The organism is Salipiger sp., from assembly GCF_048261495.1.
Taxonomy (GTDB): Bacteria; Pseudomonadota; Alphaproteobacteria; order Rhodobacterales; family Rhodobacteraceae; genus Salipiger.
Window position 1 is genome coordinate 1 of record NZ_JBLXFX010000010.1, and the last position, 25,622, is coordinate 25,622.

The window sequence follows — 25,622 nt, forward strand, 5'->3', positions numbered from 1 at the left end:
CGCTTTCACGCGAACCTTCACGTTGTAGTCGATCACGCGCTTCACGGGTACGAGTACCTTCATCAGCGGTTTTCTCCTTGTTCCTTGCTGTCTCCCGGATGACGCAGCGGGCCTGCCCGTCGATGGGTCACCCGGCCATTGCGCTCCGGAGGAACGCGGGCACCTCGACCGCGCGCCGCGCGTTCGGATCGACGGCGATCAGGCACTGTTCCACGGTGGCGATCCGCCGTGCGCTGCGGGCGGACAGGCGGTGCCGGATGTTGAAGGTCTTGCCCGACACCCTCGTCAGGCAGGTGCCCACGCGAAGACCGTCTCCGGGAAAGCATCGTTCCTCGTGCGTGACGCCCATTCATCGGCCCTTGAACACCGGAGCGCGCTTGTCCCTGCGCGCGGCAATCGCTTCCTTGTGATCACTGCTGGTCCGCACCAGTGCAAGTTTCGTAGCGACCGCGTCCAGGTGCGTGTCGAAGTCGCTGTCGTGCGATTGCCGCACTAGCTGCTTGATGTAGCGCAGCGACATCGGGGGCGCGGCGGCAAGCTGTGCGGCAAAGCTCGCAACCTTGTCGCGGAACGTGTCGTCAGGGAAGACATGGGTGACCAGGCCGATTGACTGCGCCTCGGCCGCATCGACCCAACGGGCCGTCCAGAGCAGGTCGAGCGCCCGCGCCGTTCCGACCAGGCGGGGCAGCAGCCACGCCCCGCCAAGACCCGGGACCAGCCCGAGCCGCGCGTAGGTTTCCGCAAACCGCGCGGACTCGCTGGCGAGGCGTATATCGCAGAGCAGCGCCACATCCATGCCGCCCCCAGTCGCGGCCCCGTTGACCGCTGCGATCACCGGCTTTTCCATACGGGTCAAGGCGTGCGCTAGGCTCTGGGCGTTGGTCACGAGACGGTCGCGCACGGCGATGGGGGACTCCTCGGCCTTTTCCCTGAAGTCGCCGATGTCACCTCCGGCGCTGAAGGCGGTGCCGGTGCCGGTGAGCACGACGACCTTCACGTCGTCGCGCATCTCGGCGTCCTGCAGCAACTGCACCCACCGGCGCACCATGCCGTCGGTGAAGGCATTGCGCTTTTCCGGGCGGTTCAGGGTGATGGTTGCAATGCCGTCGCCGACTTCGAACAGAAGCGCGTCAACCTGATCGGCCTCCGATCCGGTCATTCCGTGTCCCGGCAGCGGTACATGAATGTGACCGTCATGCTTTGCACGATATCTCCGTGCTGGTTGACGAACTCGCGGTCGAGCGTCACCACTCCGCGGTCGGGTTTGGAGGTCTTGCGCTTTTCGCGCACGATGGAGCGCATATGCAGGGTGTCGCCGTGCTTGACCGGCTTGTGCATCCGCCAGGTGTCGATGCCGAGCACCGCCAGAAGGGTGCCGTCGTTGACGCCACTGGCATACTGGAGACCGCCCATGACCGCATAGACCAGCGGAGCGTGCGCGATGGGCTCGCCGAAGGGCGTGGTCTTGCAATATTCGAAATCGGTATGGACGCCGTTGAAATCGCCCGAAAGGCAGGCAAAATTCACGATGTCCGTGGAGGTGATGGTACGGCGCGGGGTCTCGATGGACTGGCCGATCTCGAAATCCTCAAAAAACATGCCGCGGGGGGAGGTGCTCATCCGATGTCTCCTGTGTTGTCTTGAATATGAGGGCGATCAGCGCGCTTCGGAGGTCAGGATCGCGGTGCAATGCGATGACAGGATGCCGCCCTCACCGTGCACGATGGCGGCGCCGGCGCCGCGGGTCTGGCGCTCGCCTGCCTCGCCGCGCAGCTGGCGGACCGCCTCGATGATCGCCATGAGACCGCCGACCGCCCCGGCGTGGGCATGGCTCAGCATCCCGCCGTGGGTGTTCACCGGCAGTTCGCCGCCGATCGCGGCGCGGCCTTCGGCAAAGAAGGCGCCCGCCTGACCGCGCGGAGCGAGGCCCAGCTCCTCCATCTCTATGATCGGAACGATCGAGAAACAGTCGTAGAGCATCGCCAGATCCATGTCGCGAGGCCCGAGACCGGCCATCGAATAGGCCAGTTCCGACGACTTTCCGGCGCCGAATTCGGTCAGGTTCGGCGCCGAGATCAGGTGTTCGTAGGGGTGGGACTCCCCGATCCCCGCCAGGTAGACGGGCTTGCCCGGCATGTCCTTGGCGCGTTCGGGCGAGGTCACGATGAACGCCCCCCCGGCATCCGAGATCAGACAGCAGTCGTACATGTTGAGCGGGTCCGAGATCGGTTTGGAGGCGAGCACATCCTCGACCGACAGCGGCGTCTTCATCTGCGCGTTGGGATGTTTCAGGGCATTGGCGCGGGTGTTGGCAGCCACGGCGGCCATTTCCTCGCGCTTCGTGCCGTATTTTGCCATGTAGGCATTCGCCACCATGGCATAGAGCGACGGGATGCCGACCCCGTAGGGCGCTTCGAAATAGGGATGCCCCACGGCGGTCATCGCGGCCACGGTCTCGTCCCGGCTCATGCCGGTCGCGCGGTTTTCACCGGCGCAGACCAACACGACTTCGGCCGAACCGGAGATGATCGCATTCGCCGCGTGATGCAGCATCACGGTCGGAGACGCGCCGCCCACGATGATCGACCCGCCAAAGGTCGGGGCGATGCCCAGGTATTCCGCCAGCACCGAGCCGAGCATGAAATAGGGCTCGGTAAAGGAATATGCGGTCAGCAACCCGTCGATTTCGGTGTGGCTGATCCCGGCATCGGCAATGGCGCGGCGCGCGGCCTGGGCGTTCAGCCCGAGGCCCGTCATGTGCGGCAGCTTTCCTATGTCGCTTTCGCCAACACCGACAATCACTGCTTTGTTTCGAAGGGTCATGGAACATCCTTGGTCTTTGCGTCCTGAACCGCGCGACCGGATCGTCGAGGCGGACATGCCGGCGACCCTGCAAATTACGTGCCAGCCCCCTGCCGCGGCCCGAAGCGAACTCCGGCCCGAATTTGGCACCGAATTTGCGCAACGTCACGCAGATGCTCGCGCCGATCCGGCGGAGTTCAGGGAGTCCATGTTGCCGTTCCTCGATACCTTGCCGGAAAATGCCGGCCCGCCAAACATCTACAAACGCTTCCCGGACCTCTATCGCCTCTGGTCGCAGATGAGCGAACTGCTGATGAACGGCCCCTCTCCGTTTTCGCAGCAGGAGCGCGAGGTTCTTCTGGCGTTCGCGGCGGGGGAGATGGGCTGCGCCTTCGTGCTGACCGGTCATTCCGAAGTGGCCTACGCCCGAGGCCTGCCGCGCGGATCGATCGATGCCCTGCTGGCCGACATCGAAACGGCGCCGGTCGAGGACAGGTTGCGCCCGGTCCTGCGTTTCGTGCGGCACCTTGCGCGGCAGCCCGACGACGTGACTCGTGCCCATGTCGACGCGATGTTCGCGGCGGGATGGGACGAACAGGCCATGCATGACGCGGTGGCGATCACGGCCCGCGCGGCCTTCATGCATCGACTGGTGGCCGGGTTCGGCTTCGGCCCGCTCGATCCGGAGCTTGCGGCGAGCCACGCAAGAAAGCGCGTCGAGCGCGGATATGTCCGTCTGTATTCCGGGTTTTCCGAGAGATGACGGAGGGGCGGCCGATGGCTCCCCGGTGCGTCGGGGCGATTGAAACGTGTCCGTGACGTCATGATTTCCCTCACCCGACCGACCTTGCAGGCCTATGCGGTTTCCGCCGCCCTGGGAATTGCCGGGGCGCTCATCGCGCTGCGGATCGGATCTCCGCTGCCCTGGTTTCTGGGGCCGATGGTGGCCAATGCGATCTTTGCTATTGCCGGTGTGCCCCTGCGCGGCCCTGACTTTCTGCGTCCCGTTGCCCTGCCCGTGCTGGGTGTCATGCTCGGCTCCACCTTCCGGCCCGAGCTTTTTGCCCATGCGGCGGAATGGGCGGTGTCGCTAGCGATGATCCCGCTCTACGTTCTTGCGTCGAGCGCCGTGAACTATGCCTATTTCCGCAAGGTAGCCGGTTGCGATCACGTGACGGCGTATTTTTCCAGCATGCCCGGCGGGCTCAACGACATGCTCATCATGGGCTCTGAAAATGGCGGCGACGAAAAGCAGATCGCCCTGGCCCATGCGCTGCGGGTGCTGATCTCGGTCGGGGTGATCGCGGTGATCCTGTCCATGCTCTTCGGCGTGTCCAACGGGTCGGCAAGGCGGACGTTCATCGGGCTGTCCGATTTCGACCTGCACGATGCCGCCACGCTCATCATCTGCGCGGTTCTGGGCCCGATCCTGGGCAAGCGGTTCGGGATCCCGGCGCGGATGATCCTTGGTCCGCTCGCGATGAGTGCGGCGGTGCACCTGTTCTCGGTGGTCGAGATCGGTCCGCCGACCGCCCTGTCGCTCGGGGCGCAGTTCGTGCTTGGCGCGGGGGTCGGCGGCCGGTTTGCAGGGATCCGGCTACGCTCGGCGGCGCGGCTCATGCTGCATGGCAGCATCTCGGCATTGATCGCCACCTTCGTGGCCGCATTGTTCGGGTTGGTCGTCATCGCTGCGACCGACATCGACTTCTTTGCGGGATTCCTGGCCTTTGCGCCTGGCGGGATGATGGAGATGAGCCTTCTCGCGCTCGCGATCAACCAGAGCGTGGCCTATGTCACACTGTCCCACATCGTTCGCTACATGGTCGTCGCGATCTTTGCGGGCGCCGCTTTCCGCATGACGGCGCGCCGGGACCGATAGCTCTGGCATGCAATTTGCGCAGCCCGTGGTCACTGTCGGCCCGAGGGGGACGCAGCGGACAGGACACCGGACCCCGGGGAGAGGGGCCGTGCCCGATGACGCCGCTAGTCCCCGGGCACTCCGGCAGGTCAAAACGGGAGGAACGGAATGAAACGGACTGCACTCTTTAGGGGCTGGAGGATCTGCGCCCTGTCGGTTGCACTGATCGGGCCAGCCATTTCGGCCGCTGCGGACGAGGACAACAAGGTCGTCGTGACGCGCTCTACCAACAGCTTCGCGTCGCTGACATATTACGCGGCCAATGCAATGGGCGCGTTTTCCGATCTCGGGCTGGAAATCGAAGAGGTACGGACCGGCGCGGGGTCGAAATCGCTGGCCGCCATCGTCAGCGGAGATGCGGATATCTACCTCGGCTCGACGGCGTCGGTGCTCAAGGCGAGGGGGCAGGGCGTGCCGGTTCAGATGTTCGCGCCCGTCGTGCGCCAGCTCACGAGCAGCGTCGTGGTGTCCAAGGCCTGGGCCGAGGCCCATGGCATCGACCGGCAAAGCCCGCTCGCGGACAAACTTGCCGCGCTCAAGGGAGCGCGGATCGCCGTCTCCGGACCTGGCAGTGGCTCGGATCAGGCGCTGCGCTACATCGCAGCCGAAGCGGGGGTCGATCCCGACCGCGAGATGGAGATCGTCCCGATGGGCGCCGATGCCCGCACCTATCTCGGCGCGATGGACAACGGCCGGATCGACGGCTTCAGCACCTCGCCGCCGGACACCCACGTGGCGGAAAAGGACTTTGGCGCGACCATCCTCGTGAACACGGCGGCCGGGGAACTGCCCGCGCTCGACGGCTATTTCTACATCGCCTTCGACTCGCGCCAGGACTGGATCGAGAACAATCCGACCGAGGCCGCGCGCATGGCGGCTGGGCTGCAGATGGCGATGGATGCAATCCACGATCCGGAGCGGACGGATGCGGTCGGAGAGGCGGTGCGGGCGATGTACTATCCGGAGATGGATTCGGACCTGTTCCGTCGGGTCTGGGCCGACCAGGTTCATTCGGTGCCGACGTCGCTCGACGTGAGCGACGCGGATCTTCTCGGGGTCGTGGATTTCTACAACCGGTTCGCGGAGACGCCGATGCCTCCGGAGATGATCGAGGGGGCCTACAATCACGCGCCCGCCGAGGCCGCGGTGCAATACCTGACCACGAACTAGGGGCGGGTCGATGACGGAACTCATCCTGTTCGAAAACGCTTCGAAGACATTCGAGACCGCCGGCGGACCGATCCACGCCTCGCGCGATATCAACCTTTCGGTGCGCAAGGGTGAGTTCGTCACGCTGGTCGGCCCGTCCGGCTGCGGAAAATCGACCTTGCTGAACATGATCGCCGGAATCTTTCCCCCCTCGGGGGGGAAGGTGCTCTATGACGGCAAACCCGTCACCGGCTACAATCACAACGTCGGATACATGACGCAGAGCGATCACCTGCTGCCATGGCGCAGCGTGGCCGGGAACATTGCGGTGCCGCTTGAAATCGCCGGCCGGTCCCGCAGGCAACAACGCGAGACGGTGCAGGAACTGGCGGAAATGGTCGGGCTGTCGAAATTCCTCGACAGTTATCCGTCGCAACTGTCAGGGGGCATGCGCAAGCGCGCGGCGCTGGCCCGGTTGCTGGCCTACAGCCCGCAGACCCTCCTTCTGGACGAACCTTTCGCGGCGCTAGACGCGCAGTTGCGCATCCGGATGCAGATGGAGCTGCGCAACATCGTGCAGAAGCTGGAAAAGACCATCCTCTTCGTGACCCACGATCTGGACGAGGCGGTGGCGTTGGCTGATCGCTGCGCGGTGTTCTCGCGCGGGCCCGGAACGATCCGCGCGATCCTCGACATTCCGCTTCCGCGCGACCGCGATCTCATGCGCATCCGCCATGATCCGGATTACGCCCGGATGACCGGCCGCCTCTGGGACGAGATGGCACCCGACATCATCGAGCAGGAGGCCTACTGAAATGCAGACCAATCTGATCCGCCTCGCGATCCTCGTGGCAATCCTCGGTCTTTGGGAGCTGGCTTCGGGCCGGCTGGTCGCCGAATTCTTTCTCAGCAAGCCGAGCGCCATCGGGGGTGTCCTTCTGCGCTGGCTATCCAGCGGAGACCTGTTCTTTCATGCCGCGATCACCGCGTTCGAGGCCTTTGTCGGCTTTCTGCTCGGCGCGGCCATCGGCATGGTCGTCGGGCTGATCCTGGGCCGCGCGCAGCGTCTGGCGGCGATCCTCGATCCGTTCATCATGGCCTTCTACAGCCTGCCGAAGCTGGCGCTGGCGCCGCTGTTCATCCTGTGGTTCGGCATCGGGATCGAGATGAAGATCATCCTGACCGCGACGATCTGCTTCTTCCTGGTCTTTCTCAACACCTATTCCGGCGTGCGGGGGGTCAGCCGCGAAATGATCGCGATCCTGCGGCTGATGGGTGCGAACGAATGGCAGGTCGTCACCAAGGTGGTGCTGCCGTCCGCGATCACCTGGGTCTTTGCGGGCCTGCGCATTTCGGTGCCCTACGCGCTGATCGGCGCGGTGGTGGGCGAGTTGATGGCGGCCAATCGCGGACTCGGGTTCCTGCTGTCGAGTTCGGCAGGCGATTTCAACACTGCCGGGGTCTTTGCGGCCCTCTGCGCGATCGTCGTTCTGGCCGTGCTGCTGAACTGGGGCGTGTCGATGGCCGCAAGGCTGGCCATGCCCTGGCAGCAAAACGAGGGGCGGCGGGAATTCAGCATGTGACCCCCCGGCATCATTCCGCGGATCCCGTCCTTGCCGTTTTCCGGCGAGGACATCCAAACTGAAGACCTGAAGGAGACATGAGAGTGGACGAGTTTCTTCCCGAGGAAATTCCGGCGATCCGCGACAGCGTGCGCCGGTTCATGGAAACCGAAGTCAAGCCGGTCATGGACGGCTACGAGGCGCGCGGGGAAGCGCCGCGCGATCTGGTCCGCAAGGCGGGAGAGGCCGGGTTCTTCGGCGCGGTATTCCCGGAATCGGTCGGCGGTTCGGCGTTGGGATATGTGGCGGCAGCGGCGATCCAGGAGGAATTCGCCCGCAACGATCCCCGCTTCGCAGCCTGTCTGAACCAGCAGAGTTCAAGTTGCCCGGGCTTCATCTATGCCGGTGCGACGCCCGCCAAGGTGATGGAATTCGTTCCCAACCTGCTCGCCGGCAAGGCCATCGGGATGATGTCGCTGACCGAGGCGGGCAGCGGGTCGGATTCTCTCGGTGCGATGAAGACGGTGGCGACGCGTCACGGCGATGTCTACAAGATCAACGGCTCGAAGATGTGGGCGTCGCTGGCCAACGAGACGGACACGGGGGTGCTGGTCTGCAAGACCGATCCGAGCGCCGGGGCCAAGGGCGTGTCTGCCTTCATCGTCGAGCCCAAGAAGTACCCTGGTTGGGATGCGCAGCCGATCCCCACCATGGGACTTTCCCGGGCCTGGCGCACCTGCGCGCTCTACCTCGACGATTTCGAGGTGCCGGTGGAGAACCGGCTGGGTGAAGAGGGCGACGGGTTCAAGATCGCGATGACCGCCCTGCAGCCGGGCCGGGTGACCGTTGCGGCCAAGGCGGTGGGCGTTGCGCAGGCCTGCCTGGAAGAGGCGCTGGTCTATGCCAACGACCGGGTGATCCGCGGCAACCCGATCGGCAAGTTCCAGATGATCCAGTCGGATATCGCCGACATGGTTGCCGCGATTGCCGCAAGCCGGGCGCTGGTCTACCAGGCCGCCCGCTGCCTTGACGAGAACCTGCCGTCGAACCGCATCGCCTCGATCGCCAAGTTTCACGCGTCGAGCACGGCGAAGATGGTCGCCGACAAGGCGCAGCAGATGTTCGGTGGCTATGGTTTGTCGACGGAATACCGGATTTCGTATCTCCGCGCCTACTCGGACCAGTTCTTCACCGGCGAAGGCACCGCCAACGTCCAGAAGATCCTGATTGCCGAGGATGCGTTGGGGTACAAGGTCGCCGACCGCCATCACGGCAGGAAAAGTCTGCGCAGCCCGATGTTCGACGACATCGCCAAGGAACTGGAAGCCGCGCACTGAAACGCGGCACGGAAGACGGGAAAGGCGCAGTCCGAAGACTGCGCCTTTTGCTTGCGCGCCCCTTTCGTCAGGCGGGCTTTGCAGAGACCACGCCGAGGAAATCGACCGCGGCCAGTCCTTTGCCCTCCGGGCGGACAAGCACCGGGTTGATCTCGGCTTCGGCGAGGTCGGGGGTTTCCAGCATGACGTTGCCGAAGGTGACGGCGGCCCGGACCAGCGCGTCGATATCGGCCCTCGGCGCTCCGCGGAAGCCGTCAAGAAGCGTGTGGACCTTGAGTTTGGACAGTGACCGTCGCACCTGGTCCTCGGTCACCGGCAGGGCGAGGAATGTCACGTCCTTGTAAAGTTCCACCGCGACGCCGCCCGACCCGATGGACAGGATCGGCCCGAAATCGGTGTCGCGCAGGCAGGAGAGCACCACCTCGATCCCGTCGGTGATCATTTCCTGCACCAGCACCGGCATCGCGGGCTTGCCAAGGGCCACGCGGAAGGCGCAGGCGTGGCTGTCGACCTCTTCCGGGGTCTGGACACGCAGCTTGACGAGGCCCAGCTCGGTCTTGTGTTCGGCCTCGGACGGCAGCGCCTTTACCACGAGCGGCGAGCGCAGCCCGGCGCAGACGTTGGCCGCGTCCTGCCCGGCGTCCAGAATGCGCCACGGTGCCGCGGGCACGCCGCAGGCATCCAGGAACGCCATCGTGTCCTGCCAGGTTTCCGGTGCGGTGCGGGCGGTGCTCCCCAAGGCGCTGGCTGGCCGGATGGTCCGGAACTCCGCGCGCTGATAGAGCCATCGCAGGGCGCGCATCGCCGTGTAGGGATCTTCGGCCAGTAGGATGCCTGCTTCGAGCATCTCGCGCCGGATCGGATCGGTGATGCGCTCCGCGCCGAAGGACATGATGAAGGGCAGCCCCGAATCCTTCACCACCGCCTTGAAGTCCTCAGCGTTTTCCAGAAGGTCACTCATCCCGCTGGAAGCGAACTGAATGACGATGGCGCTGGTGCGCGGGTCCGCCGCGACGGCGGCGGCGGTGTTGCGGAACAGCTTCGGAATCGACCGGATCTGCCCCGTCAGGTCGATCGGATTGGCCTTGCGCGCGAATTCCGGCAGCAGCTCTTCGAGCACTTCGGCCGTGTGCGCGCTGAAGGTCGCCATGGGCACGGCATTTTCCTCGCTGTGATCGGCCAGCAATGCGCCGGCGCCGCCTGAGGAGCCCAGGACCGACACACCGGCAAGCGGGTCGTCCGACGATCGGGGGTCCGGCAGAAAGGACAGCACCTCGACCGCGGCCATCAGGTCGACCAGGCTCTCCACCACGATGATCCCGGCCTGATCGAGCACATCAAGGTAGATGCCGTAGGGCGAGGCGATCTTGCCGGTATGCGACGCGGTCGCCTCCTGTCCGAATGCCGAACGGCCGGCCTTGAGCGCGACGATCTGAACGCCGCGGGCGCGGGCGTGCTCGGCAATGGCGATCAGTCGACCGGCATCGTCCAGCCCTTCGAGATAGAGCGCCACGGTGTTGACGTCGTCCTGTTCGATCATCCACGACAGAAGATCGAGCGCGTCCATGCAGGTCTCGTTGCCGACGGACACGACGTAGGAACAGCCGAGGTGATTGCCCTGAAGGTAGTTCCCGATGGCGCCGGCCAACGCGCCGCTCTGGCTGATGACACCGATCCTGGCGTGCCGGATGTCGTCGAGCGCATGGGCCGCCGCCCCGAAGGTGAGCATGGTCCTGGCCTTGACCGACCAGATGCCCTGGCAGTTCGGGCCGAGCAGATTGATGCCGTGGCGCCGGGCTGCCGCGCGCAGCTGAATGGCCAGATCCTTGCCGGTGTCGATCTCCTCGAAGCCCGCGCTGAAGACGATGACGGTCCTCACGCCCACTTCGCCGCATTCGTCGATGATCGCGGGCACGGTGTGCGCCGGAGTGATGATCAGCACGACATCGGGCACTTCGGGAAGATCGCGGACGCTGTCGTAGGCCTTGCACCCCTCGACCTCGTCCGCGCTCGGCGTCACGGGATAGACCCGACCGGCATAGCCGTGCTTGAGAAGGACCTTGACGATCCGGTTGCGGCCGATCCCCGGCCTCGGTGAAGCGCCGACGATGGCCACGCTCTCGGGCCGGAAGGCCTTGTCCAGGTCGGCGGCGATCGTGGCGGGGCGGGTGTGTTCGTTCATCTCGGGTCCTTTTCGCGCGGATTTCGACCGGCGCGGGCCTGCATCGCGCCGCGGTTTGCCGTACCGGGGCGCAAGATCGATGCCAGCTGGATGAACGCCGCCCGACGGCGTCAGGAGGACTCGAGTTTCTTGTAGAGAAAGGACCTCGACACGCCGAGATGCTCGGCGGCCTTCTTCTTGTTGCCCTTGAACCGGACGATCGCATCGTTGATCAGCCGGTTTTCGAGATCCTCGAGCGACGCCTTCAGCGTGCCCTGATAGGCCGACGTGTCGGATTCGGCGGACGCGGCCCTCGGCGGAGCGGCCTGCGGGCGCATCGGCGCCTTGGCCGTCTCGCGCTGAAAATCCGCGATCCCCAGCTTGCCGTTCTCCGCGAAGACGAAAGCCCGCTCGATCGCGTGCCGAAGCTGGCGGATGTTGCCGGGCCAGGATTGTTCCATGAGGTAACCGGCGAGATCGGTCTCGATCTCCGTCGGTGGGCGGTTGTACTGTTTGGTCAGTTCGCCGACGAAATGGTTGAGCAGCAGCGGGATATCTTCCAGCCGCTCTTCCAGTGTCGGAAGCAGGATCGTCACCGGGCTGATGCGATAATAGAGATCGAGGCGAAATTTCCCCATCTCGACGAACTCTTCCAGATCGCGGTTCGTCGCGGTGCACAGTCGGAAATCGACCTGCTTGGGCTTGTCGCCGCCGACCCGCTCGACGATCCGGTCCTGAAGGACGCGCAGCAGCTTCGACTGCACCTCTAGCGGCATATCGCCGATTTCATCGAGGAAGATCGTACCCCTGTTGGCCATCTCGAACTTGCCCGCGCGGCCCTTCTTGTCGGCGCCGGTAAAGGAGCCGGGGGCGTAGCCGAAGAGTTCGCTCTCGACCAGCGACTCGGGCAGCGCTGCGGCATTGACCGTGACGAGCCGCGCACCCTGGCGAGGGCTGTGCATGTGAAGTGCCTGGGCAACCAGTTCCTTGCCCGTCCCGCTTTCGCCCTGGATCAGGACCGGGATGTCCAGCGGAGCGATCTTGCGGATCTGCTCGCGCAGCGACTGGATGGCAAAGCTCTGGCCGATGATCGCGTCGAGGAATTCTTCCGAGCGGGCGGCGGGGGTCTTCTTGGCCTCTTTCTCGATCTGAGCGATCTGCTCTTCCAGGGAGCTGATGCGCCGCGCCATCGCCTCGACCTGTTGCGGGCCCTTGAACATCACCCGTCCGATGGCGCCGACGATCTTGTTGCCATGCCGGATCGGATGGCGCGAGACAACGCGTTCGGTCCCGTTCATGCGCTGGATCTGCCCGACTTCGGCAACACCCGTGCGGATGACCTGATGCAACCGGGTGTTTTCGATAACATCGCGGACGTTCTTGCCGATAGCTTCGCCGGGGCGCAGACCGAAGAATTTCTCGTGGACGGGCGAGACGAACGCGACCTTTGCGTCCTTGTCGATGATTGCCATGCCGTCATAGGGATCCGAGAGGATGTGGTCGACGATGTCATAGGCGAAGTCGACGTTCAGGATGAAGTTCAGGACCGTCTCGGTCGGGTTTTCCGACAGGATGACCAGGTGGCCCTGGCCGACCTGCCGCACGATGGCGATCAACCGGCTGTCGCGCAGGGTGATCGGGAACATTCGCTTCTGAACGGCATCCTCCAGCCATTCGGGGCTGGAGACGAGCGCCTCGATTCTCGGATCGGCCCCGACACCGAGGCTGACGGCGATGCGGCCGGACTTTTCGACCACGAGGATCCCTGAAATCCCTCCATCTTTTTCGGTTGTACCCACGAGTGCCCTCCAGAATAACACAGTCGCCAGCGCAAACTGTACACGATAAATACAATAACTCAACATCAGTGGCCGTATGGTGGAAAATTTATTAATAGATGCTTGATTTCTGAAAAAAGCTGGTCCATCAATCCGTCAGTCGCGCACCATTCTGTGGGAGGAGCCAAGAATCGGCGGGAAGTGTCCTCATCGGGGACGAATTCGCCGGAAACTGGTTTCAGAGAGGGCGGCGGCAACGACCTGACGACCAAAGGGGGAGCACTCATGCAATTATTTGCATTGCCTGCAACGCAGCTGCGCCAGTCCGTCGCGATCTCGGCACAGACCATTCAGTCTTTGAAAATGTTGCAGTTCAGCCATGACGAGCTGCACGATTTTCTCGCCGATCAAGCCGAACGCAATCCGCTGATCGAGCTGATGCGCGAAGATCCCTCGGTTCAGAAAAGTGTCTCCGGAAAGGACAGTTCCGGTATCGAAGCGTCTGAATCCAATGCGCCCGGAGTGCGCGAGGACACCTCTCCGCGGCCGATGGCCGGGAACGGCGCGGGTGGTGAAAGCGCCGGCCGCCAGTCCTCCGGCAATGCCGATGGCGGTTTTCGCAGCCTCGAAGAAACCTGCCAGGCCCGTACGACCCTGCGCGAACATCTGTACGGTCAGCTTGCCGGGTCGATCCGGAACGACGCCGACAAGCGCATTGCGGCCGAGATCATCGAGAGCTTGGATGCCGACGGCTACATGCGCCGCAATCTGGACGAAGTGAGCCGCACGACCGGGGCAGACGCGGAGCGGATCGCCGCCGTGCTGGCAGAAGTGCAGAAATTCGATCCCGCCGGCGTGGCGGCGCGCGACCTTCCCGAATGCCTGCGCCTGCAACTATCCGAGCGCGGGCCGGTTTCCCCGGCGATGGCCGTGCTGCTGGACAATCTCAAGCTTCTGGCGGATTTCAAGATGGCGGCGCTGGCAAATCGCTGCGGCGTGCCGGTAGAGGACATCCAGGATATGCTCCGCGAGATCCGCACCCTCGATCCGCGCCCCGGATTGCGCTTCGATACGGACCCGGTGATCCCGGCGATCCCCGACGTGATGGTGCAGAGATTGTCCGACGGCTCCTGCGCCGTCGAGTTGAACGCGCAGTTGCTGCCGCGCATCCTGGTCAACAACGGGTATTATTCGCGTATTTCCTCGGGCACGACGGGGAAAGTCGAAAAGCAGTACGTCATGGACTGCCTGCGCAATGCGAACTGGCTGACCCGGAACCTCGAACAGCGCGCGCAAACCATTCTCAAGGTCGCCAGCGAGATTGTCGCCCATCAGGAGAAGTTCCTGGACGAAGGGGTCGATCATCTGCGGCCGCTCTGCCTCAAGGACGTGGCGCAGTCCATCGGGATGCATGAATCGACGGTCTGTCGTGCCATTTCGAACAAGTACATGATGACCCCGCGCGGCATGTTCGAAATGAAGTACTTCTTTTCGAACTCCATCGCGTCGAGCGATGGCGGTGACGAGCATTCCTCCGAAACGGTGCGCCACAGGATCAAGGAACTGATCGATGGCGAGCAGGCCGATATAATCCTGTCGGACGATGACATCGTGACCGAACTGAAGGAGCGGGGCATCTTTCTGGCCCGCCGTACCGTCGCCAAGTATCGGGAAATGATGAACATCCCGTCTTCGATCAAGCGGCGGCGGATGAAGGCCTCGGGGTTCAGCTGATCTGCGCCTTGCAGATGGCACCGAAATTGCACCCAAGGAAAGAGAGCCGGCACGGAAGTCCTCTTTCAGGTGCCGATCCAGATTTCCACGAGGACGCAAGACATGACCAATCAGAACGGCCCGCTCCAAGGCCTTAAGATCATTGACCTGACCGCGGTGATCATGGGGCCCTATGCCACGCATATCCTGAGCGACTTCGGGGCCGACGTGATCAAGGTCGAAGCGCCCGCCGGGGACATCATGCGCTATGTCGGCAAGAACGGCGCCGAGGGGATGGGACCGATCCATCTCAACATCAATCGCGGCAAGAAGCTGATCACACTCGACCTCAAGAAACCCGAGGCGCGAGACGTGCTGCGTACGCTGATCAAGGGGGCCGATGCATTCGTGCACAACATGCGTCCGAAGGCGATCGAGCGTCTTGGCTTCGGGTACGAGGACGTGAAGGCGATCCAGGAAGACATCGTCTATTGCGGCGGCTACGGCTACGGCGAAGGCGGCGCCTACAGCGACGATCCGGCCTATGACGATCTGATCCAGGGCCTCTGCGGGGTTGCCGATCTGGGCAAGCATCTCGCCGGGGAGCCGCGCTTCTTCCCAACTCTGATCGCTGACAAAGTCTGCGGCCTGACACTGGCCTATTCGCTTCTGGCGGCGCTGATGTATCGCGCGCGCTCGGGTAAGGGGCAGCAGGTCGAAGTGCCGATGTTCGAAGCGATGGTCGAGTTTCTCATGGTCGAGCACCTGGGCAATCGCACCTTCGGTCCGAACGAGGACGTGGGCTATTCGCGGGTGATGTCGCAGCTGCGCCGCCCGCACCGCACTCAGGACGGGTTCGTCTGTGCGCTGCCCTACCATGACAAGAACTGGCGCGACTTCTTCACCATCGTCGGCCGTCCCGATCTGGCCGACGATCCGCGGTTCAACAGCCAGGCCAATCGCAGCGCGAATTACGAAGTGCTCTATGCGATGCTGGGCGACTTCATTGCCGAGCAGACCACCGATTACTGGATCAGGACGCTGAAGGCCTCGAACATCCCGGTCGCGCCGGTTGTCGCGCTCGAAGACCTCTTCGAGAACCCTCATCTCAAGGATGTCGGCCTGTTCCAGCAGATCGACCATCCCTCCGCCGGCGAGATCACCGCGATCCGCCCTCCGATCGGGTTTTCGGCAACTCCGGCCGGGATGGGGCGCCCCGCCGGACCTGTCGGTGCGGATACAGTCGAAGTGCTGCTGGAGGCGGGCTATTCGCAGGGCGACGTGGATCAGTTGCTCGCCGTCGCGGCGATTCATCAGGCGAAATAGGTGCGCCGTGCGTCCGAGTGGCACGGAAATTGCGACTTTGAGGCCTGTGGGAGGTCGGTGACAGGCCGGGACTACACGCTCAGAGCCGACTGTTCGCAAGGATGGCGGCAGCAACCGAAATAGGGAGGAAGACACATGAAACTCTGGAGGGCAGCCCTGGTGTCCGGTGCGGTGGCAGCGGCCACGGCAGGCGGCGCGATGGCCGAGAACTACCGGGCATCCACCTGGATCCCCGCGACCGACAATCACAGCAAGTTTGGTCTGACCTGGTTTACCGATGAGGTGCGGGACAAGACCAATGGCGAGATCGACTTCGAGGTTTTCTACGGCGGCGCCCTGCTTCCCGCCAAGTCGACTTTGCAAGGCGTGGCCGACGGCGTAGCCCAGCTGGGCTTCGTGACCTCGGGCTACATCCCCTCCGAGCTTCCGGTGGCCAACGCGGTTTCGGGTATGTCGTTTGTCGAGGGCGATCCCATCGTGATGGGCATGGCCTTTGCCGACTTCTACATGCACGAGCCGCAGTACAACGACTTCGCCCACAACGGCACGGTCGCCCTCGGGGCATTCGGCAATGCGCCGACCACCTTCCACTGCCGCTCGGAAGAGCCGCCGACCTCGCTCGCCGATCTTCAGGGCAAGCGCGTGCGCTTTCCCGGCGGTCTGATCGCCAAGTTCGCCAGCGATCTGGGAATGATCCCGGTGGCGATCCCGGCGCCGGAGATGTACCAGGCGCTGCAGACCGGGCAGGTGGACTGCGTGTCGATCTATCCGACGTGGCTCAACATCGACAATTCGCTGGCCGAAGTGTCCAAGAGCACCCTGCTGATCAACATCGTGCCGGGCTTCAACTCGCCCGCGCAGGTGCTCGACGCCGATTTCTGGCGCAGCCTGACCACCGAACAGCGCAAGATCATGCTGGATGCGTCGGCGCGGTCGATGGCCAAGATGGAAATCGGCTATCTGACCCAGCAGGATCAGGCCATCGAGATGGCCAAGGCCGACGGTCACAACTTCGGCGTGCCGGACCAGACGCTGCTTGACGCGATCAATGCCTGGGTGGCCGACGGCGTCGGCGGCCAGGCGGACATCGCGCGGGAAACTCACCACATCGAGGACCCGGAGCTGCTGTTTGCGACCTTCCAGAAGTACATCGACAAGTGGAAGCCGCTCGTCGAAGGCATGACGGAGCGCTACAACGAGGATGAACTGACCGCCCTCATCAAGACCAACCTCACCGACACCGTCGATCCCGCCACCTACGGGATGGAGTGAACCGATCCGGTCCGCGTGACCGACCGTGCCCCCCGACCCTCAGGGGGGCACACCCGCCCGTTTCGGCGGAAGATCCATCTGGAAGCCCTGAAATTGCTGCATCTGTGGGCGCATCGCCCCGCCGGTCGCGGCCCGAAGATGCCCGGAGACCACACGATGCCTCATCTGATCCTGAAAGTAGCGGCCGGATGGACCGATGCGCAAAAGACAAGCGTCGCCGAGGCCCTGACCAAGGTGATCGAGGACAAACTCGGCTACAAGCCCGATCTCATCTCGGTCGCGGTCGAGGATATTCCCGAAGGAACCTGGAAACACAGGGTCTATATCCCCGAGATCGCCTGCCACCCCGAGCTGATCTTCAAGAAGCCCGGCTACCATTACGACCTGCCCTGACGGCCTGCGCCCTCAGCGCAGCGTGCAAGGAGACCCCCAGTGAACAAGCGCCTCGACGGCCGCGATGAAGTGATCCTCGATCCGGATCTGCCCATCATCGACGCGCATCACCATCTCTTCGATCATCCGCAGATGCGCTACATGTACGAAGAGTTCCGTGAGGATGCCGAGGCCGGACACAACATCGTGGCCTCGGTTTTCATCGAGGCGAAGTCCTTTCTGCGGCCCGACGGTCCCGAAGTTCTGCGCCCGCTGGGCGAGATCGAGTTCGCCAACGGCGTAGCCGCGATGGCGGCAAGTGGGGCCTATGGTGGGCTCAGGGCCTGCGCGGGTATCGTCGGCTTTGCCGATTTCCGGCTCGGTGACGATGTGGGTTGGCTGCTCGACCGGGCCATGGCCGCAGCACCGGACCGTCTGCGCGGCATGCGCCAAATCATCATGGAACACGACAGCGACGCGCCCTATCGCTACTTCTTCACCGGGCGGCCGCCCTCGGGAACGTACCACCATCCGAAATTCCGCGACGGCGTGCGGCAATTGGCGCAACGCGGCCTGATCTTCGAGGCGACGGGCTTTCACGGCCAGTTGCCCGACATTGCCGCGATCGCCGATGCTTTCCCCGACATGACGGTGATCCTGAACCACATGACGATCGTCATGGGGCTGGACATGAGCGCCGAACAGCGCGCCGATCTGTTCCGGGACTGGCGGGAAAAGCTGACTGACATCGCGCGGCGTCCGAACGTGCAGTGCAAGATCGGCGGCTTCGGCCTGCCGTTCTGGGGGCTCGGCCTCGAGGGTCGAGAGGATGCCATCGGCTACGAGGAGCTTGCCGAGGCATGGCGCCCGATGGTCGAGACCGCGATCGAGCTGTTCGGCCCGGACCGGTGCATGATGGAAAGCAACTTTCCGCCCGATGCGCGGACTTGCGGCTATGTCCCGCTGTGGAATGCGTTCAAACATATCACGCGAGACTGTTCCGCGTCAGAGCGCGCCGCGCTGTTCCATGACACGGCGGCACGCACGTACCGGCTTGACCTGCCGAGCAGCACCCCCGGCCGTTAGGGGCGTCGCGGTTCTTGGCATCCATATTGCATGAGCCGCAAAATCCCGCGGCATCGCGGACAGAATGAACTATTCAGGAGCACTACCATGACCTTCACTTCGGACGCCCTGGCCGGCCGCGTCGCTCTGATTACCGGAGGCGGCAGCGGCATCGGGTTCGGCATTGCCAAGGCGATGGCTGCAGCCGGCGCGAAACTCGTTCTTGCCAGCCGCAATGCCGAGCGCCTCGATGCGGCGGTCAAGGAACTGACCGGCCTCGGCGCCGAGGTCATTGCCGTACAGGCGGACGTGCGCAACTACGAGGCGGTCGAACATGCCGTGGCACGGGCGGTCGAGGCTTTCGGCTCGCTCGACATCGTGATCGCGAACGCCGCAGGGAACTTCGTGGTTCCCGCCGCAGAAATGTCGCCTAACGCCTGGAAGACGGTGATCGACATCGACCTGAACGGCACCTATTTCTGCGCCCGTGCCTCGCATGCCGCGCTCAAGGCCTCGTCCTTCGGTGGGCGGTTCATCGCAATATCCACCACCCGCGCCCTGGAAGGCTGGCCCGGTTGTGCCCACGCCGGTGCCGCAAAGGCGGGGATCATGTCCTTGATCCGGACACTCTGCGGCGAATGGGGCAAGGACGGTATCCGCTGCAATACCATCGCCCCCGGTGCCATCGGCGACACCGAAGGGGTCAAGCGGATCTACGAAGATGCCGGGCGCAAGGAACTCGAACTGTCCTCGATCCCGCTGGGGGAATTCGGCCGCACGGCAGATATCGCCAACGCGGCCGTGTTCCTGTGTTCGGATGCCGGCTCCTACGTGACCGGCGCCGATATCGTGGTGGACGGCGGGCGCAACCGCAGCCGCTCCAGTACCGGTGTCGCGGTGCCCGCCAAATGACCGACGAAATCATGATCAAGAGCTATCCCCATCTTGAAACCGAGCGGCAGGGCGCGGTTCTCATCATACGGCTGGCAAACGAGGCCGCACGCAACGCCATCACGCGCGAGATCCGGTTTTCGCTGCGCGAGGTGGTGCGCGAGATCCAGGACGATCATTCGGTGCGCGCGGTCTATTTGACCGCCAAGGGCAAGACGTTCTGCGCTGGCGGCGACCTCCGTATGTTGACCGACGCGCACGAGCCGTGGCAGGTGCACCGGCGGTTCCAGCATGCCTCCACGATCTTTCAGCCCCTGATGGAGCTGAACCGGCCCGTGGTTTGCGGCGTGCGCGGGGTGGCCATCGGCGGCGGCATGGGCATCGCGCTGATGTGCGACCAGATCATCGTCGGCGAGAGCGCGCAGTTCAACGGCGGCTTCTTCCGGCTGGGCGTGGTGCCCGATTGCCTGACCATGTACACCCTGCCGCGTCTGATCGGGCTGGCACAGACCCGTAATTTCCTGTTCAGCGGCGCGTCCTGGGATGCGCAGCAGATCGTGGACAAGGGACTTGCCGTCAAAGTCGTGCCCGATGAACAGGTCGATGTCGAGGGGATCGCGCTGGCAAGGAAGCTGGCAAGCGGCCCCGCCGAGGTGATGGGCCTGGCCAAGCAGCTTCTGCTGAAGTCCTTCGAATCCAGCCTGTCCGAGATGATGAGCTACGAGGATCTCGGGCAGGTGTTGGCCATGTCGAGCGCGGAATTCCGCGAGGGGCTGGCGGCGCTCGTCGAAAAACGCAAGCCGGATTACGAGGGCGCTGCCGAGGCTTCGGGGCGTTCGGACGGCATGCCGTCTTCTTCGTCCTGACGCCGAACCAAAGCAATCCTAGAGACCAGAGACATGACCAAGCCCACCGAACCCTTCGACATACTGCCCCACCTCAAGGCACTCAGCCAGGATGTGCTGTTCGGCGACGTCTGGGAAAATGCCGATCTGTCCAAGCGCGACCGTAGCCTTGTCACCTGCGCCATGCTTGCGGCCCTCTATCGCACTGTCGAACTCGAGCATCACATGGCGCGCGCGCTGGACAACGGCGTGACGGAAAAGGAGATCCGCGCGCTCATCACGCATGTCGCCTTCTATGCCGGCTGGCCCTGCGCGATGAACGCGGGTCGTGTCGCCGTGGAGGTCCTGCCGCATGAAAGCTGAGGGCTCATCGTCCGGGAAATGCGGAGGCCGGTCATGAAGGTCGGCTACATCGGTCTGGGCATCATGGGCGGGGCCATCGTGCGCCGTCTCGCGCTGTCCCGCCCGGTCGCGGTGTTCGATCTGAACCCCGCGCTTGTGGCGCAGCAGGTTGCGGCAGGCGCCGTCGCCGCAAGCGGCGCGCAGGACCTCGCCGCCTCCTGCGATGTCATCATGCTGTGCGTCCCGCGCTCGGAGAACGTCTCGCAGATCCTGTTCGGCGAGGGGGGCATCGCCGAGATGCTGAAACCGGGGCAGATCGTGATCGACCAGACCAGCGGCGATCCCAACGTCACCCGGGCGCTTGCCGTCAGGCTGGCGGAACGGGATGTCGTGATGCTCGATGCGCCGGTCTCGGGCGGGGCGGCGGGGGCTGCGCAGGGCACGCTCGCCATCATGGTCGGCGGTCCGCGCGACACCTACGACGCGGTGACCCCGATCTTCGAGGACATCAGCCCGAACCACACCCATTGCGGCGACATCGGGGCCGGTCAGGTGCTGAAGCTGCTCAACAACACCATGAGCACCTGCAACCGGATCGCCATGCTCGAAGCGCTGGCGGTCGGGGTCAAGAACGGCCTGACGCTGGACGTGATGAACCGGGTTCTGAACGCCGGGGGAGCGCGCAGCGCCCCGACCGAACGGCTGTTGCCCCGCATGGTCGAGGGCGGTTTCGAGGCGACCTTTGCCCTGGCGCTGATGCTCAAGGACCTGAACCTTGCGACATCCCTTGCCGTGGCGAGCGGTGCACCGTTCCAGAGCGGCCAGCTGGCGCGCGGCCTGTTGCAGACCGCGTCGAACCATTTCGGCCCGGACGCGAACCTAGATGATATCATCGAACTGATCGCCGACCAGGCGGGCACCAGTTTCGGACAGACCTGGTCCGCCCGATCGCATTCCCAGGAAAGGACATGACATGGATATCATTCGCAGCGGCACCAACCCGTCGATCAAGGGCCCGGAGGACTGGTTTACCGGCACGGTGCGCATCGACCGCCTCGTGACGTCGGAGGCGCCGGGGCGCACGGCGACCGCCCACATCACCTTCGAACCCGGCGGGCGGACCCGCTGGCATACCCATCCGCTCGGTCAGACGATCATCATCACGCAGGGGCGTGGCTGCGTGCAGACCGAGGGCGGCAAGGTCGAGGACGTCTACCCCGGTGACGTGGTCTGGTTCCCTGCCGGTGAAAAGCACTGGCACGGCGCGTCGCCCACCACTGGCATGACCCATATTGCCATCACCGAAGCGCTCGACGGCGAAGCCGTGGTCTGGCTCGAACCCGTGTCGGAAGACGACTACCCGAGCTGATCGGACGATCCCGCCCCGCCGGCACTGTCGGCGAGGTGACACGATATGCGACCTGCTCCAGTGAAAGGTGCCCAGACATGTCCTTCTTCAAATCCCTGCCCGACGGCGCCGGGCCCCGCACGATCTTCACCGCCTACCCCGAGATCTACAAGGCGTGGTCCGAGGTCAGCCAGGCTATCATGAACGGCCCTTCGGACCTTACGCCGGGGGAACGCGAGCTGATTCTGACCTACGTGGTCGGCGCGGCGGGTTGCGAGTTCATTTTCGTGGCGCACAAGGAGGTGGCCCGGGAATGGGGCATTCCAGAAGGCCTGGTGGAAAAGCTTGTCGAGGATTTCGACAGCGCCGATATCGAGCCGCGCATGAAGACCCTGTTGGGCTTTGTCGGCAAACTGATGGTCACGCCGACGGAGGTCACGCAGGAAGACGCCGATGCCGTCTTTGCGCGGGGATGGTCCGAAAAGGGCGTGCATGATGCCATCGCGGTGACGGCGCGGGCTTCCTTCATGCAGAAGCTGGTGCACGGCTACGGGTTCGTGCCGCTCGACAAGGACGAAGCGATCAAACGCGCGAAGGGTCGCGTCGAGAAGGGATATGTCGGCATCTTCCCGGAGTTCGACAAATGAGCCGGGCGTCCGCCACCGCTGCGACGCAGGGCAAACATCCCCGAACGCTGGTCCAGAAGCTGTTCGATGCCCACCGCGTGCGCGACGAGGGCGGGCGCAGCCTGATCTACATCGACCGGCTGGTGATCGCCGATACCGCACTGCCGATGTTCAAGGCCCTGCGCGATCAGGGTCTGACGATGCGGCGACCGGGGCAAGCAGTGCTCATTCCCGATCATTTCACCGCAACCTTCGGCGGCGCGGATGGCCCGGACGAAGACCGTCGGCGCGCCGCCTTGATCGGCAGCACGCAGCAGATGGCGCAGGATCTCGGGATCAAGGTGCTCGGGGTAGGGGACCGGAGGCGCGGCATCCAGCACATCGTCTCGGTCGAGCAGGGGATTTCGCAACCGGGGATCACCATCGTGACGGCGGATTCCCATGCCTCGACGCAGGGTGCAGTCGGGGCGCTCGCCTTCAGCATCGGGTCCGACCTGGTGCATGTGCTGGCGACGCAAAGCACCTGGCTGCGCCTGCCCGAGCAGATGCTGGTCACCCTCGACGGTGCGTTGCAGCCCGGCGTCACGGTCAAGGACGTGGCGCTTGCGCTGAACGCCCGGATCGGCGCGCGCGGGGCGGCGGGGCTTGCGGTGGAATACGGTGGCAGCTTCGTGCAAAGCCTGTCCGTGGATGCCCGCATGACCCTGTGCAACATGTCCGCCGAAACCGGCGCACGGCTCGGGATCGTGGCGCCCGACGAGACGGTGTTCGACTATCTCAGGGGCCGACCGCTGGCGCCGAAGGGCGCGCAATGGCAGGATGCCGTGACCTATTGGAAAACGCTGCACAGCGACCCCTGCGCGGCATTCGACAGGCGCGTCGACATGGACGTGTCGCAGATCCCCCCCATGGTCACCTGGGGCAATTCGACCGAGAACGGCGTGGCGATCGACGGCGTGGTGCCGGACCCGATGCAGGAGCCGGACCCCGGCCGTCGCGGGCAGATGCAAAGCTCGCTCGACTACATGGGACTGACGCCCGGAATGCCGGTATCCGGGATCGGCATCGATCAGGTCTTCATCGGCTCTTGCACCAATGCCCGGATCGACGATCTGCGCGATGCGGCGCGCATCCTGCGCGGCAGGACGGTCAAAGTCCCGACCCTGGTGGTGCCCGGATCGGGTCTGATCGCCGAACAGGCCGAGGCCGAGGGGCTGGATCGCATCTTTCTCGCAGCCGGAGCCCGATGGGGCGAGACGGGCTGTTCCATGTGCTCGTCGATGAACGGCGACCTGGTGGCCGAGGGGCTGCGCTGCGCCTCGACCTCGAACCGGAACCACATCGGGCGACAGGGCAGGGGCAGCCGCACGCATCTCGTATCGCCGCCGATGGCCGCGGCCGCGGCCCTGACCGGACATCTGACCGATGTGCGCAGCTTGAAAGAGGCCTGAGATGAACGGCATTCGGAGACTTACCTCGAGGGCGATCCCGCTCGAGGCGAACAACATCGACACCGACCAGATCTTTCCGTCGCGCTTCACCGGGCGGCCGCGCGAAAATGGCGCGTTCAAGCGGTACTTCCTCCATGACCAGCGGTTTGACGCGGCGGGGAAACCGATCGCTTCGTCAATTCTGAATAATCCTGCGCTGGAAGGCGCGCAGATCATAGTGGGCGCCGACAATTACGCCTGCGGCTCGGCGCGCGCGGGTGCTGTCCACACCCATGTCGATTATGGCATCCGCGTCATCATCGCCGCCAGCTTCGGGCCGGTCTTCACCGCCGTGGCCTACAAGTCGGGTCTGCTGACGATCCAGCTTCCTGCCGACGCGGCAAAGACCCTGCGCGACATGCTTCTTGCAGCCCCCGGCACCGAACTGACCGTCGATCTCATGGAGGGGGCCGTCGTTGCGCCAGGGGGGATCAGCTACCGGTTCGAGGTCGACCCCTTCGTCCGCAAGATCCTGATCGAGGGTCTGAGCGAAGTGGAGTTGACGCTCAGCCATTCGGACGATCTGGACCGGTTCGAGGCAGGTCAGCAGCATCGCATGCCCTGGGTCGGGCCCATCACCCTGGATTGAATCCCTCCGCGGGCCGTGCCCGACCCGTTGGCACATGAATTGCGCGCCGCATCGGCAATGCAGTCGCTGACAAGATCAAAGGAATACAGAGATGAGAGTCGGGTTTATCGGTCTCGGACGGATGGGGCAGGGCATGGCGCGCAACCTCTCCGCGAACGGCGCGGACCTGCAGGTGCTGGACGCGAACCCGGCGGCGCTGCAACCGTTCAAGGAAGCCGGCATCGCGGTCGCGTCGTCGCTTCGGACGCTTGTGGAAAGCACGGACGTGATCTTCACCTCGCTGCCCGGTCCCGCGCAGGTCGAGGCCGTGGGCCTGGGGCCGGGCGGCATCCTCGACTTCGTCCGCGAGGGTCAGGTCTGGTTCGACCTGTCCACGAGCTCGCGTACGCTCGCCCTGCGACTGAACGAGCGTTTCGCGGCCAAGGGTGCCTTCATGCTCGACGCGCCGGTCAGCGGCGGGCCGGCCGGTGCGGCCTCGGGCGAGATGGTGATCTGGGCCGGTGGGGACCGGAGTGCGTTCGATCGCTGCCGCGACACTCTGGAGCTGTTTTCGAGCGAGGCGCGTCACGTCGGGCCGATCGGCGCGGGCTGTGTCGTCAAGCTGGCCCACAACGTCTTCGGCTACACCATCCAGCTTGCGCAGATCGAGGTGTTCTCGATGGCGACGAAAGCGGGTGTCGACCCTCTGGACCTGTGGGAGGCGCTGCGCCTCGGCGTGGTGGGCAAGCAGTCGCCGCTGGACCTGATGGTCAAGCAGGTCCTGCCCGGCATCTACAACCAGCCCGCCTTTGCCCTGGCGCTGGCGCGCAAGGATGTGGTGTTGGCCACAGAGATGGCGCGCGAGCTGGATGTGCCGATGCGGCTGGCGAACATGACCCTCGAAGAGATGACCGAGGCCGTCTCGCGCGGCATGGGGGATATGGATTCGCGGTCCTACCTGCAACTGCAACTCGAACGCGCGGGGGTGTGCATCGCGGTGAGTCCGGAGCGCATCGACGCCGCCGTGGAGCGGCAGCGCCACACGGGCGCATGACGG

Annotated in this window: 26 protein-coding genes; 20 read left to right on the forward strand and 6 right to left on the reverse strand. The window is 64.4% G+C overall.

Features of this window, described 5'->3' with window-relative positions; translation table 11 throughout:
• Positions 1 to 127 precede the first annotated feature (127 nt).
• Genes ACN0RJ_RS17920 through ACN0RJ_RS17935 form a run of 4 tightly spaced genes read right to left on the reverse strand, consistent with a single transcriptional unit; the run spans position 128 to position 2,880 of the window.
• Complete coding sequence (locus tag ACN0RJ_RS17920; RefSeq protein ID WP_417725102.1) at positions 128 to 349, reverse strand: thioesterase family protein; 222 nt, start codon at positions 347 to 349, stop codon at positions 128 to 130.
• Positions 350 to 1,159 (reverse strand): enoyl-CoA hydratase/isomerase family protein, encoded by an 810-nt coding sequence (locus tag ACN0RJ_RS17925; protein WP_417725103.1) that lies wholly within the window; start codon positions 1,157 to 1,159, stop codon positions 350 to 352.
• Positions 1,156 to 1,620 carry a MaoC/PaaZ C-terminal domain-containing protein gene (locus ACN0RJ_RS17930; RefSeq protein WP_417725104.1) on the reverse strand — a complete coding sequence of 155 codons (465 nt, stop codon included), beginning with the start codon at positions 1,618 to 1,620 and terminating at the stop codon, positions 1,156 to 1,158. The genes ACN0RJ_RS17925 and ACN0RJ_RS17930 overlap by 4 nt, the downstream gene beginning before the upstream one ends.
• 36 nt (positions 1,621 to 1,656) lie before the next feature.
• Positions 1,657 to 2,880 (reverse strand): thiolase C-terminal domain-containing protein, encoded by a 1,224-nt coding sequence (locus ACN0RJ_RS17935; protein ID WP_417725105.1) that lies wholly within the window; start codon positions 2,878 to 2,880, stop codon positions 1,657 to 1,659.
• On the opposite strand from ACN0RJ_RS17935, the gene ACN0RJ_RS17940 reads away from it, so the two are divergent.
• From ACN0RJ_RS17940 to ACN0RJ_RS17965, 6 genes are all read left to right on the forward strand, one after another.
• On the forward strand, positions 2,822 to 3,565 hold the full coding sequence (locus ACN0RJ_RS17940; RefSeq protein ID WP_417725219.1) for a carboxymuconolactone decarboxylase family protein: 744 nt from the start codon (positions 2,822 to 2,824) through the stop codon (positions 3,563 to 3,565). The two genes, ACN0RJ_RS17935 and ACN0RJ_RS17940, sit on opposite strands and share 59 nt — an antisense overlap.
• A gap of 60 nt (positions 3,566 to 3,625) precedes the next feature.
• Positions 3,626 to 4,681, forward strand: a complete 1,056-nt coding sequence (locus tag ACN0RJ_RS17945) for an AbrB family transcriptional regulator (protein ID WP_417725106.1) — start codon at positions 3,626 to 3,628, stop codon at positions 4,679 to 4,681.
• Positions 4,682 to 4,828: 147 nt separating this feature from the next.
• Positions 4,829 to 5,890 (forward strand): ABC transporter substrate-binding protein, encoded by a 1,062-nt coding sequence (locus tag ACN0RJ_RS17950; protein ID WP_417725107.1) that lies wholly within the window; start codon positions 4,829 to 4,831, stop codon positions 5,888 to 5,890.
• A gap of 10 nt (positions 5,891 to 5,900) precedes the next feature.
• Entirely contained in the window at positions 5,901 to 6,683 is a 783-nt protein-coding gene (locus ACN0RJ_RS17955; RefSeq protein WP_417725108.1) for an ABC transporter ATP-binding protein, read from the forward strand.
• A gap of 1 nt (position 6,684) precedes the next feature.
• On the forward strand, positions 6,685 to 7,452 hold the full coding sequence (locus tag ACN0RJ_RS17960) for an ABC transporter permease (RefSeq protein WP_417725109.1): 768 nt from the start codon (positions 6,685 to 6,687) through the stop codon (positions 7,450 to 7,452).
• 83 nt (positions 7,453 to 7,535) lie between these two features.
• Positions 7,536 to 8,768 (forward strand): acyl-CoA dehydrogenase family protein, encoded by a 1,233-nt coding sequence (locus tag ACN0RJ_RS17965; protein ID WP_417725110.1) that lies wholly within the window; start codon positions 7,536 to 7,538, stop codon positions 8,766 to 8,768.
• 67 nt (positions 8,769 to 8,835) lie between these two features.
• Here ACN0RJ_RS17965 and ACN0RJ_RS17970 read toward each other — a convergent pair whose 3' ends face one another.
• Entirely contained in the window at positions 8,836 to 10,950 is a 2,115-nt protein-coding gene (locus ACN0RJ_RS17970; RefSeq protein WP_417725111.1) for an acetate--CoA ligase family protein, read from the reverse strand.
• Positions 10,951 to 11,060: 110 nt separating this feature from the next.
• On the reverse strand, positions 11,061 to 12,686 hold the full coding sequence (locus ACN0RJ_RS17975) for a sigma-54 interaction domain-containing protein (RefSeq protein ID WP_417725112.1): 1,626 nt from the start codon (positions 12,684 to 12,686) through the stop codon (positions 11,061 to 11,063).
• 222 nt (positions 12,687 to 12,908) lie between these two features.
• On the opposite strand from ACN0RJ_RS17975, the gene rpoN reads away from it, so the two are divergent.
• The 14 genes from rpoN (at position 12,909) to ACN0RJ_RS18045 (ending at position 25,619) form a co-directional block, all read left to right on the forward strand.
• Positions 12,909 to 14,441 (forward strand): RNA polymerase factor sigma-54, encoded by a 1,533-nt coding sequence (gene rpoN / locus ACN0RJ_RS17980; RefSeq protein WP_417725113.1) that lies wholly within the window; start codon positions 12,909 to 12,911, stop codon positions 14,439 to 14,441.
• A gap of 102 nt (positions 14,442 to 14,543) precedes the next feature.
• Positions 14,544 to 15,746 carry a CaiB/BaiF CoA transferase family protein gene (locus ACN0RJ_RS17985; RefSeq protein ID WP_417725114.1) on the forward strand — a complete coding sequence of 401 codons (1,203 nt, stop codon included), beginning with the start codon at positions 14,544 to 14,546 and terminating at the stop codon, positions 15,744 to 15,746.
• 135 nt (positions 15,747 to 15,881) lie between these two features.
• On the forward strand, positions 15,882 to 17,018 hold the full coding sequence (locus ACN0RJ_RS17990) for a C4-dicarboxylate TRAP transporter substrate-binding protein (protein WP_417725115.1): 1,137 nt from the start codon (positions 15,882 to 15,884) through the stop codon (positions 17,016 to 17,018).
• Positions 17,019 to 17,174: 156 nt separating this feature from the next.
• Positions 17,175 to 17,411 (forward strand): tautomerase family protein, encoded by a 237-nt coding sequence (locus tag ACN0RJ_RS17995; protein WP_417725116.1) that lies wholly within the window; start codon positions 17,175 to 17,177, stop codon positions 17,409 to 17,411.
• Between the two features lie 39 nt (positions 17,412 to 17,450).
• Positions 17,451 to 18,476 carry an amidohydrolase family protein gene (locus tag ACN0RJ_RS18000; protein WP_417725117.1) on the forward strand — a complete coding sequence of 342 codons (1,026 nt, stop codon included), beginning with the start codon at positions 17,451 to 17,453 and terminating at the stop codon, positions 18,474 to 18,476.
• 87 nt (positions 18,477 to 18,563) lie between these two features.
• A complete protein-coding gene (locus ACN0RJ_RS18005; RefSeq protein ID WP_417725118.1) occupies positions 18,564 to 19,367 on the forward strand; it encodes an SDR family oxidoreductase in 804 nt (267 codons plus the stop codon).
• Entirely contained in the window at positions 19,364 to 20,212 is an 849-nt protein-coding gene (locus ACN0RJ_RS18010) for an enoyl-CoA hydratase/isomerase family protein (RefSeq protein WP_417725119.1), read from the forward strand. The genes ACN0RJ_RS18005 and ACN0RJ_RS18010 overlap by 4 nt, the downstream gene beginning before the upstream one ends.
• 33 nt (positions 20,213 to 20,245) lie before the next feature.
• A complete protein-coding gene (locus tag ACN0RJ_RS18015; RefSeq protein WP_417725120.1) occupies positions 20,246 to 20,554 on the forward strand; it encodes a carboxymuconolactone decarboxylase family protein in 309 nt (102 codons plus the stop codon).
• Between the two features lie 33 nt (positions 20,555 to 20,587).
• Positions 20,588 to 21,505, forward strand: coding sequence for an NAD(P)-dependent oxidoreductase (locus ACN0RJ_RS18020; RefSeq protein ID WP_417725121.1), 918 nt, complete (start codon positions 20,588 to 20,590; stop codon positions 21,503 to 21,505).
• A gap of 1 nt (position 21,506) precedes the next feature.
• The gene (locus tag ACN0RJ_RS18025) at positions 21,507 to 21,902 is read left to right on the forward strand and encodes a cupin domain-containing protein (protein ID WP_417725122.1); all 396 of its coding nucleotides are present in this window, start codon (positions 21,507 to 21,509) and stop codon (positions 21,900 to 21,902) included.
• 77 nt (positions 21,903 to 21,979) lie between these two features.
• The gene (locus ACN0RJ_RS18030; protein ID WP_417725123.1) at positions 21,980 to 22,528 is read left to right on the forward strand and encodes a carboxymuconolactone decarboxylase family protein; all 549 of its coding nucleotides are present in this window, start codon (positions 21,980 to 21,982) and stop codon (positions 22,526 to 22,528) included.
• Positions 22,525 to 23,958: a 3-isopropylmalate dehydratase large subunit gene (locus ACN0RJ_RS18035; RefSeq protein WP_417725124.1), complete on the forward strand. Its 1,434-nt coding sequence runs from the start codon at positions 22,525 to 22,527 to the stop codon at positions 23,956 to 23,958. The genes ACN0RJ_RS18030 and ACN0RJ_RS18035 overlap by 4 nt, the downstream gene beginning before the upstream one ends.
• Before the next feature lies 1 nt (position 23,959).
• A complete protein-coding gene (gene leuD / locus ACN0RJ_RS18040; protein WP_417725125.1) occupies positions 23,960 to 24,586 on the forward strand; it encodes a 3-isopropylmalate dehydratase small subunit in 627 nt (208 codons plus the stop codon).
• Positions 24,587 to 24,677: 91 nt separating this feature from the next.
• Positions 24,678 to 25,619: an NAD(P)-dependent oxidoreductase gene (locus ACN0RJ_RS18045; protein WP_417725126.1), complete on the forward strand. Its 942-nt coding sequence runs from the start codon at positions 24,678 to 24,680 to the stop codon at positions 25,617 to 25,619.
• Positions 25,620 to 25,622 lie beyond the last annotated feature (3 nt).

Bases quoted from the DNA above. Each gene is read 5' to 3' on its own strand.
- ACN0RJ_RS17990 (WP_417725115.1), top strand. From the start codon at position 15,882: ATGAAACTCTGGAGGGCAGCCCTGGTGTCCGGTGCGGTGGCAGCGGCC.
- ACN0RJ_RS18015 (WP_417725120.1), top strand. From the start codon at position 20,246: ATGACCAAGCCCACCGAACCCTTCGACATACTGCCCCACCTCAAGGCA.
- ACN0RJ_RS17950 (WP_417725107.1), top strand. From the start codon at position 4,829: ATGAAACGGACTGCACTCTTTAGGGGCTGGAGGATCTGCGCCCTGTCG.
- leuD (WP_417725125.1), top strand. From the start codon at position 23,960: ATGAACGGCATTCGGAGACTTACCTCGAGGGCGATCCCGCTCGAGGCG.
- ACN0RJ_RS17985 (WP_417725114.1), top strand. From the start codon at position 14,544: ATGACCAATCAGAACGGCCCGCTCCAAGGCCTTAAGATCATTGACCTG.
- ACN0RJ_RS17970 (WP_417725111.1), bottom strand. From the start codon at position 10,950: ATGAACGAACACACCCGCCCCGCCACGATCGCCGCCGACCTGGACAAG.
- ACN0RJ_RS17940 (WP_417725219.1), top strand. From the start codon at position 2,822: ATGGAACATCCTTGGTCTTTGCGTCCTGAACCGCGCGACCGGATCGTC.
- ACN0RJ_RS17935 (WP_417725105.1), bottom strand. From the start codon at position 2,880: ATGTCCGCCTCGACGATCCGGTCGCGCGGTTCAGGACGCAAAGACCAA.
- ACN0RJ_RS18045 (WP_417725126.1), top strand. From the start codon at position 24,678: ATGAGAGTCGGGTTTATCGGTCTCGGACGGATGGGGCAGGGCATGGCG.
- ACN0RJ_RS18025 (WP_417725122.1), top strand. From the start codon at position 21,507: ATGGATATCATTCGCAGCGGCACCAACCCGTCGATCAAGGGCCCGGAG.
- ACN0RJ_RS17945 (WP_417725106.1), top strand. From the start codon at position 3,626: ATGATTTCCCTCACCCGACCGACCTTGCAGGCCTATGCGGTTTCCGCC.
- ACN0RJ_RS18020 (WP_417725121.1), top strand. From the start codon at position 20,588: ATGAAGGTCGGCTACATCGGTCTGGGCATCATGGGCGGGGCCATCGTG.
- ACN0RJ_RS17930 (WP_417725104.1), bottom strand. From the start codon at position 1,620: ATGAGCACCTCCCCCCGCGGCATGTTTTTTGAGGATTTCGAGATCGGC.
- ACN0RJ_RS17960 (WP_417725109.1), top strand. From the start codon at position 6,685: ATGCAGACCAATCTGATCCGCCTCGCGATCCTCGTGGCAATCCTCGGT.
- ACN0RJ_RS18010 (WP_417725119.1), top strand. From the start codon at position 19,364: ATGACCGACGAAATCATGATCAAGAGCTATCCCCATCTTGAAACCGAG.
- ACN0RJ_RS18035 (WP_417725124.1), top strand. From the start codon at position 22,525: ATGAGCCGGGCGTCCGCCACCGCTGCGACGCAGGGCAAACATCCCCGA.
- ACN0RJ_RS17995 (WP_417725116.1), top strand. From the start codon at position 17,175: ATGCCTCATCTGATCCTGAAAGTAGCGGCCGGATGGACCGATGCGCAA.
- ACN0RJ_RS17920 (WP_417725102.1), bottom strand. From the start codon at position 349: ATGGGCGTCACGCACGAGGAACGATGCTTTCCCGGAGACGGTCTTCGC.
- ACN0RJ_RS17955 (WP_417725108.1), top strand. From the start codon at position 5,901: ATGACGGAACTCATCCTGTTCGAAAACGCTTCGAAGACATTCGAGACC.
- ACN0RJ_RS17925 (WP_417725103.1), bottom strand. From the start codon at position 1,159: ATGACCGGATCGGAGGCCGATCAGGTTGACGCGCTTCTGTTCGAAGTC.
- ACN0RJ_RS18030 (WP_417725123.1), top strand. From the start codon at position 21,980: ATGTCCTTCTTCAAATCCCTGCCCGACGGCGCCGGGCCCCGCACGATC.
- ACN0RJ_RS18005 (WP_417725118.1), top strand. From the start codon at position 18,564: ATGACCTTCACTTCGGACGCCCTGGCCGGCCGCGTCGCTCTGATTACC.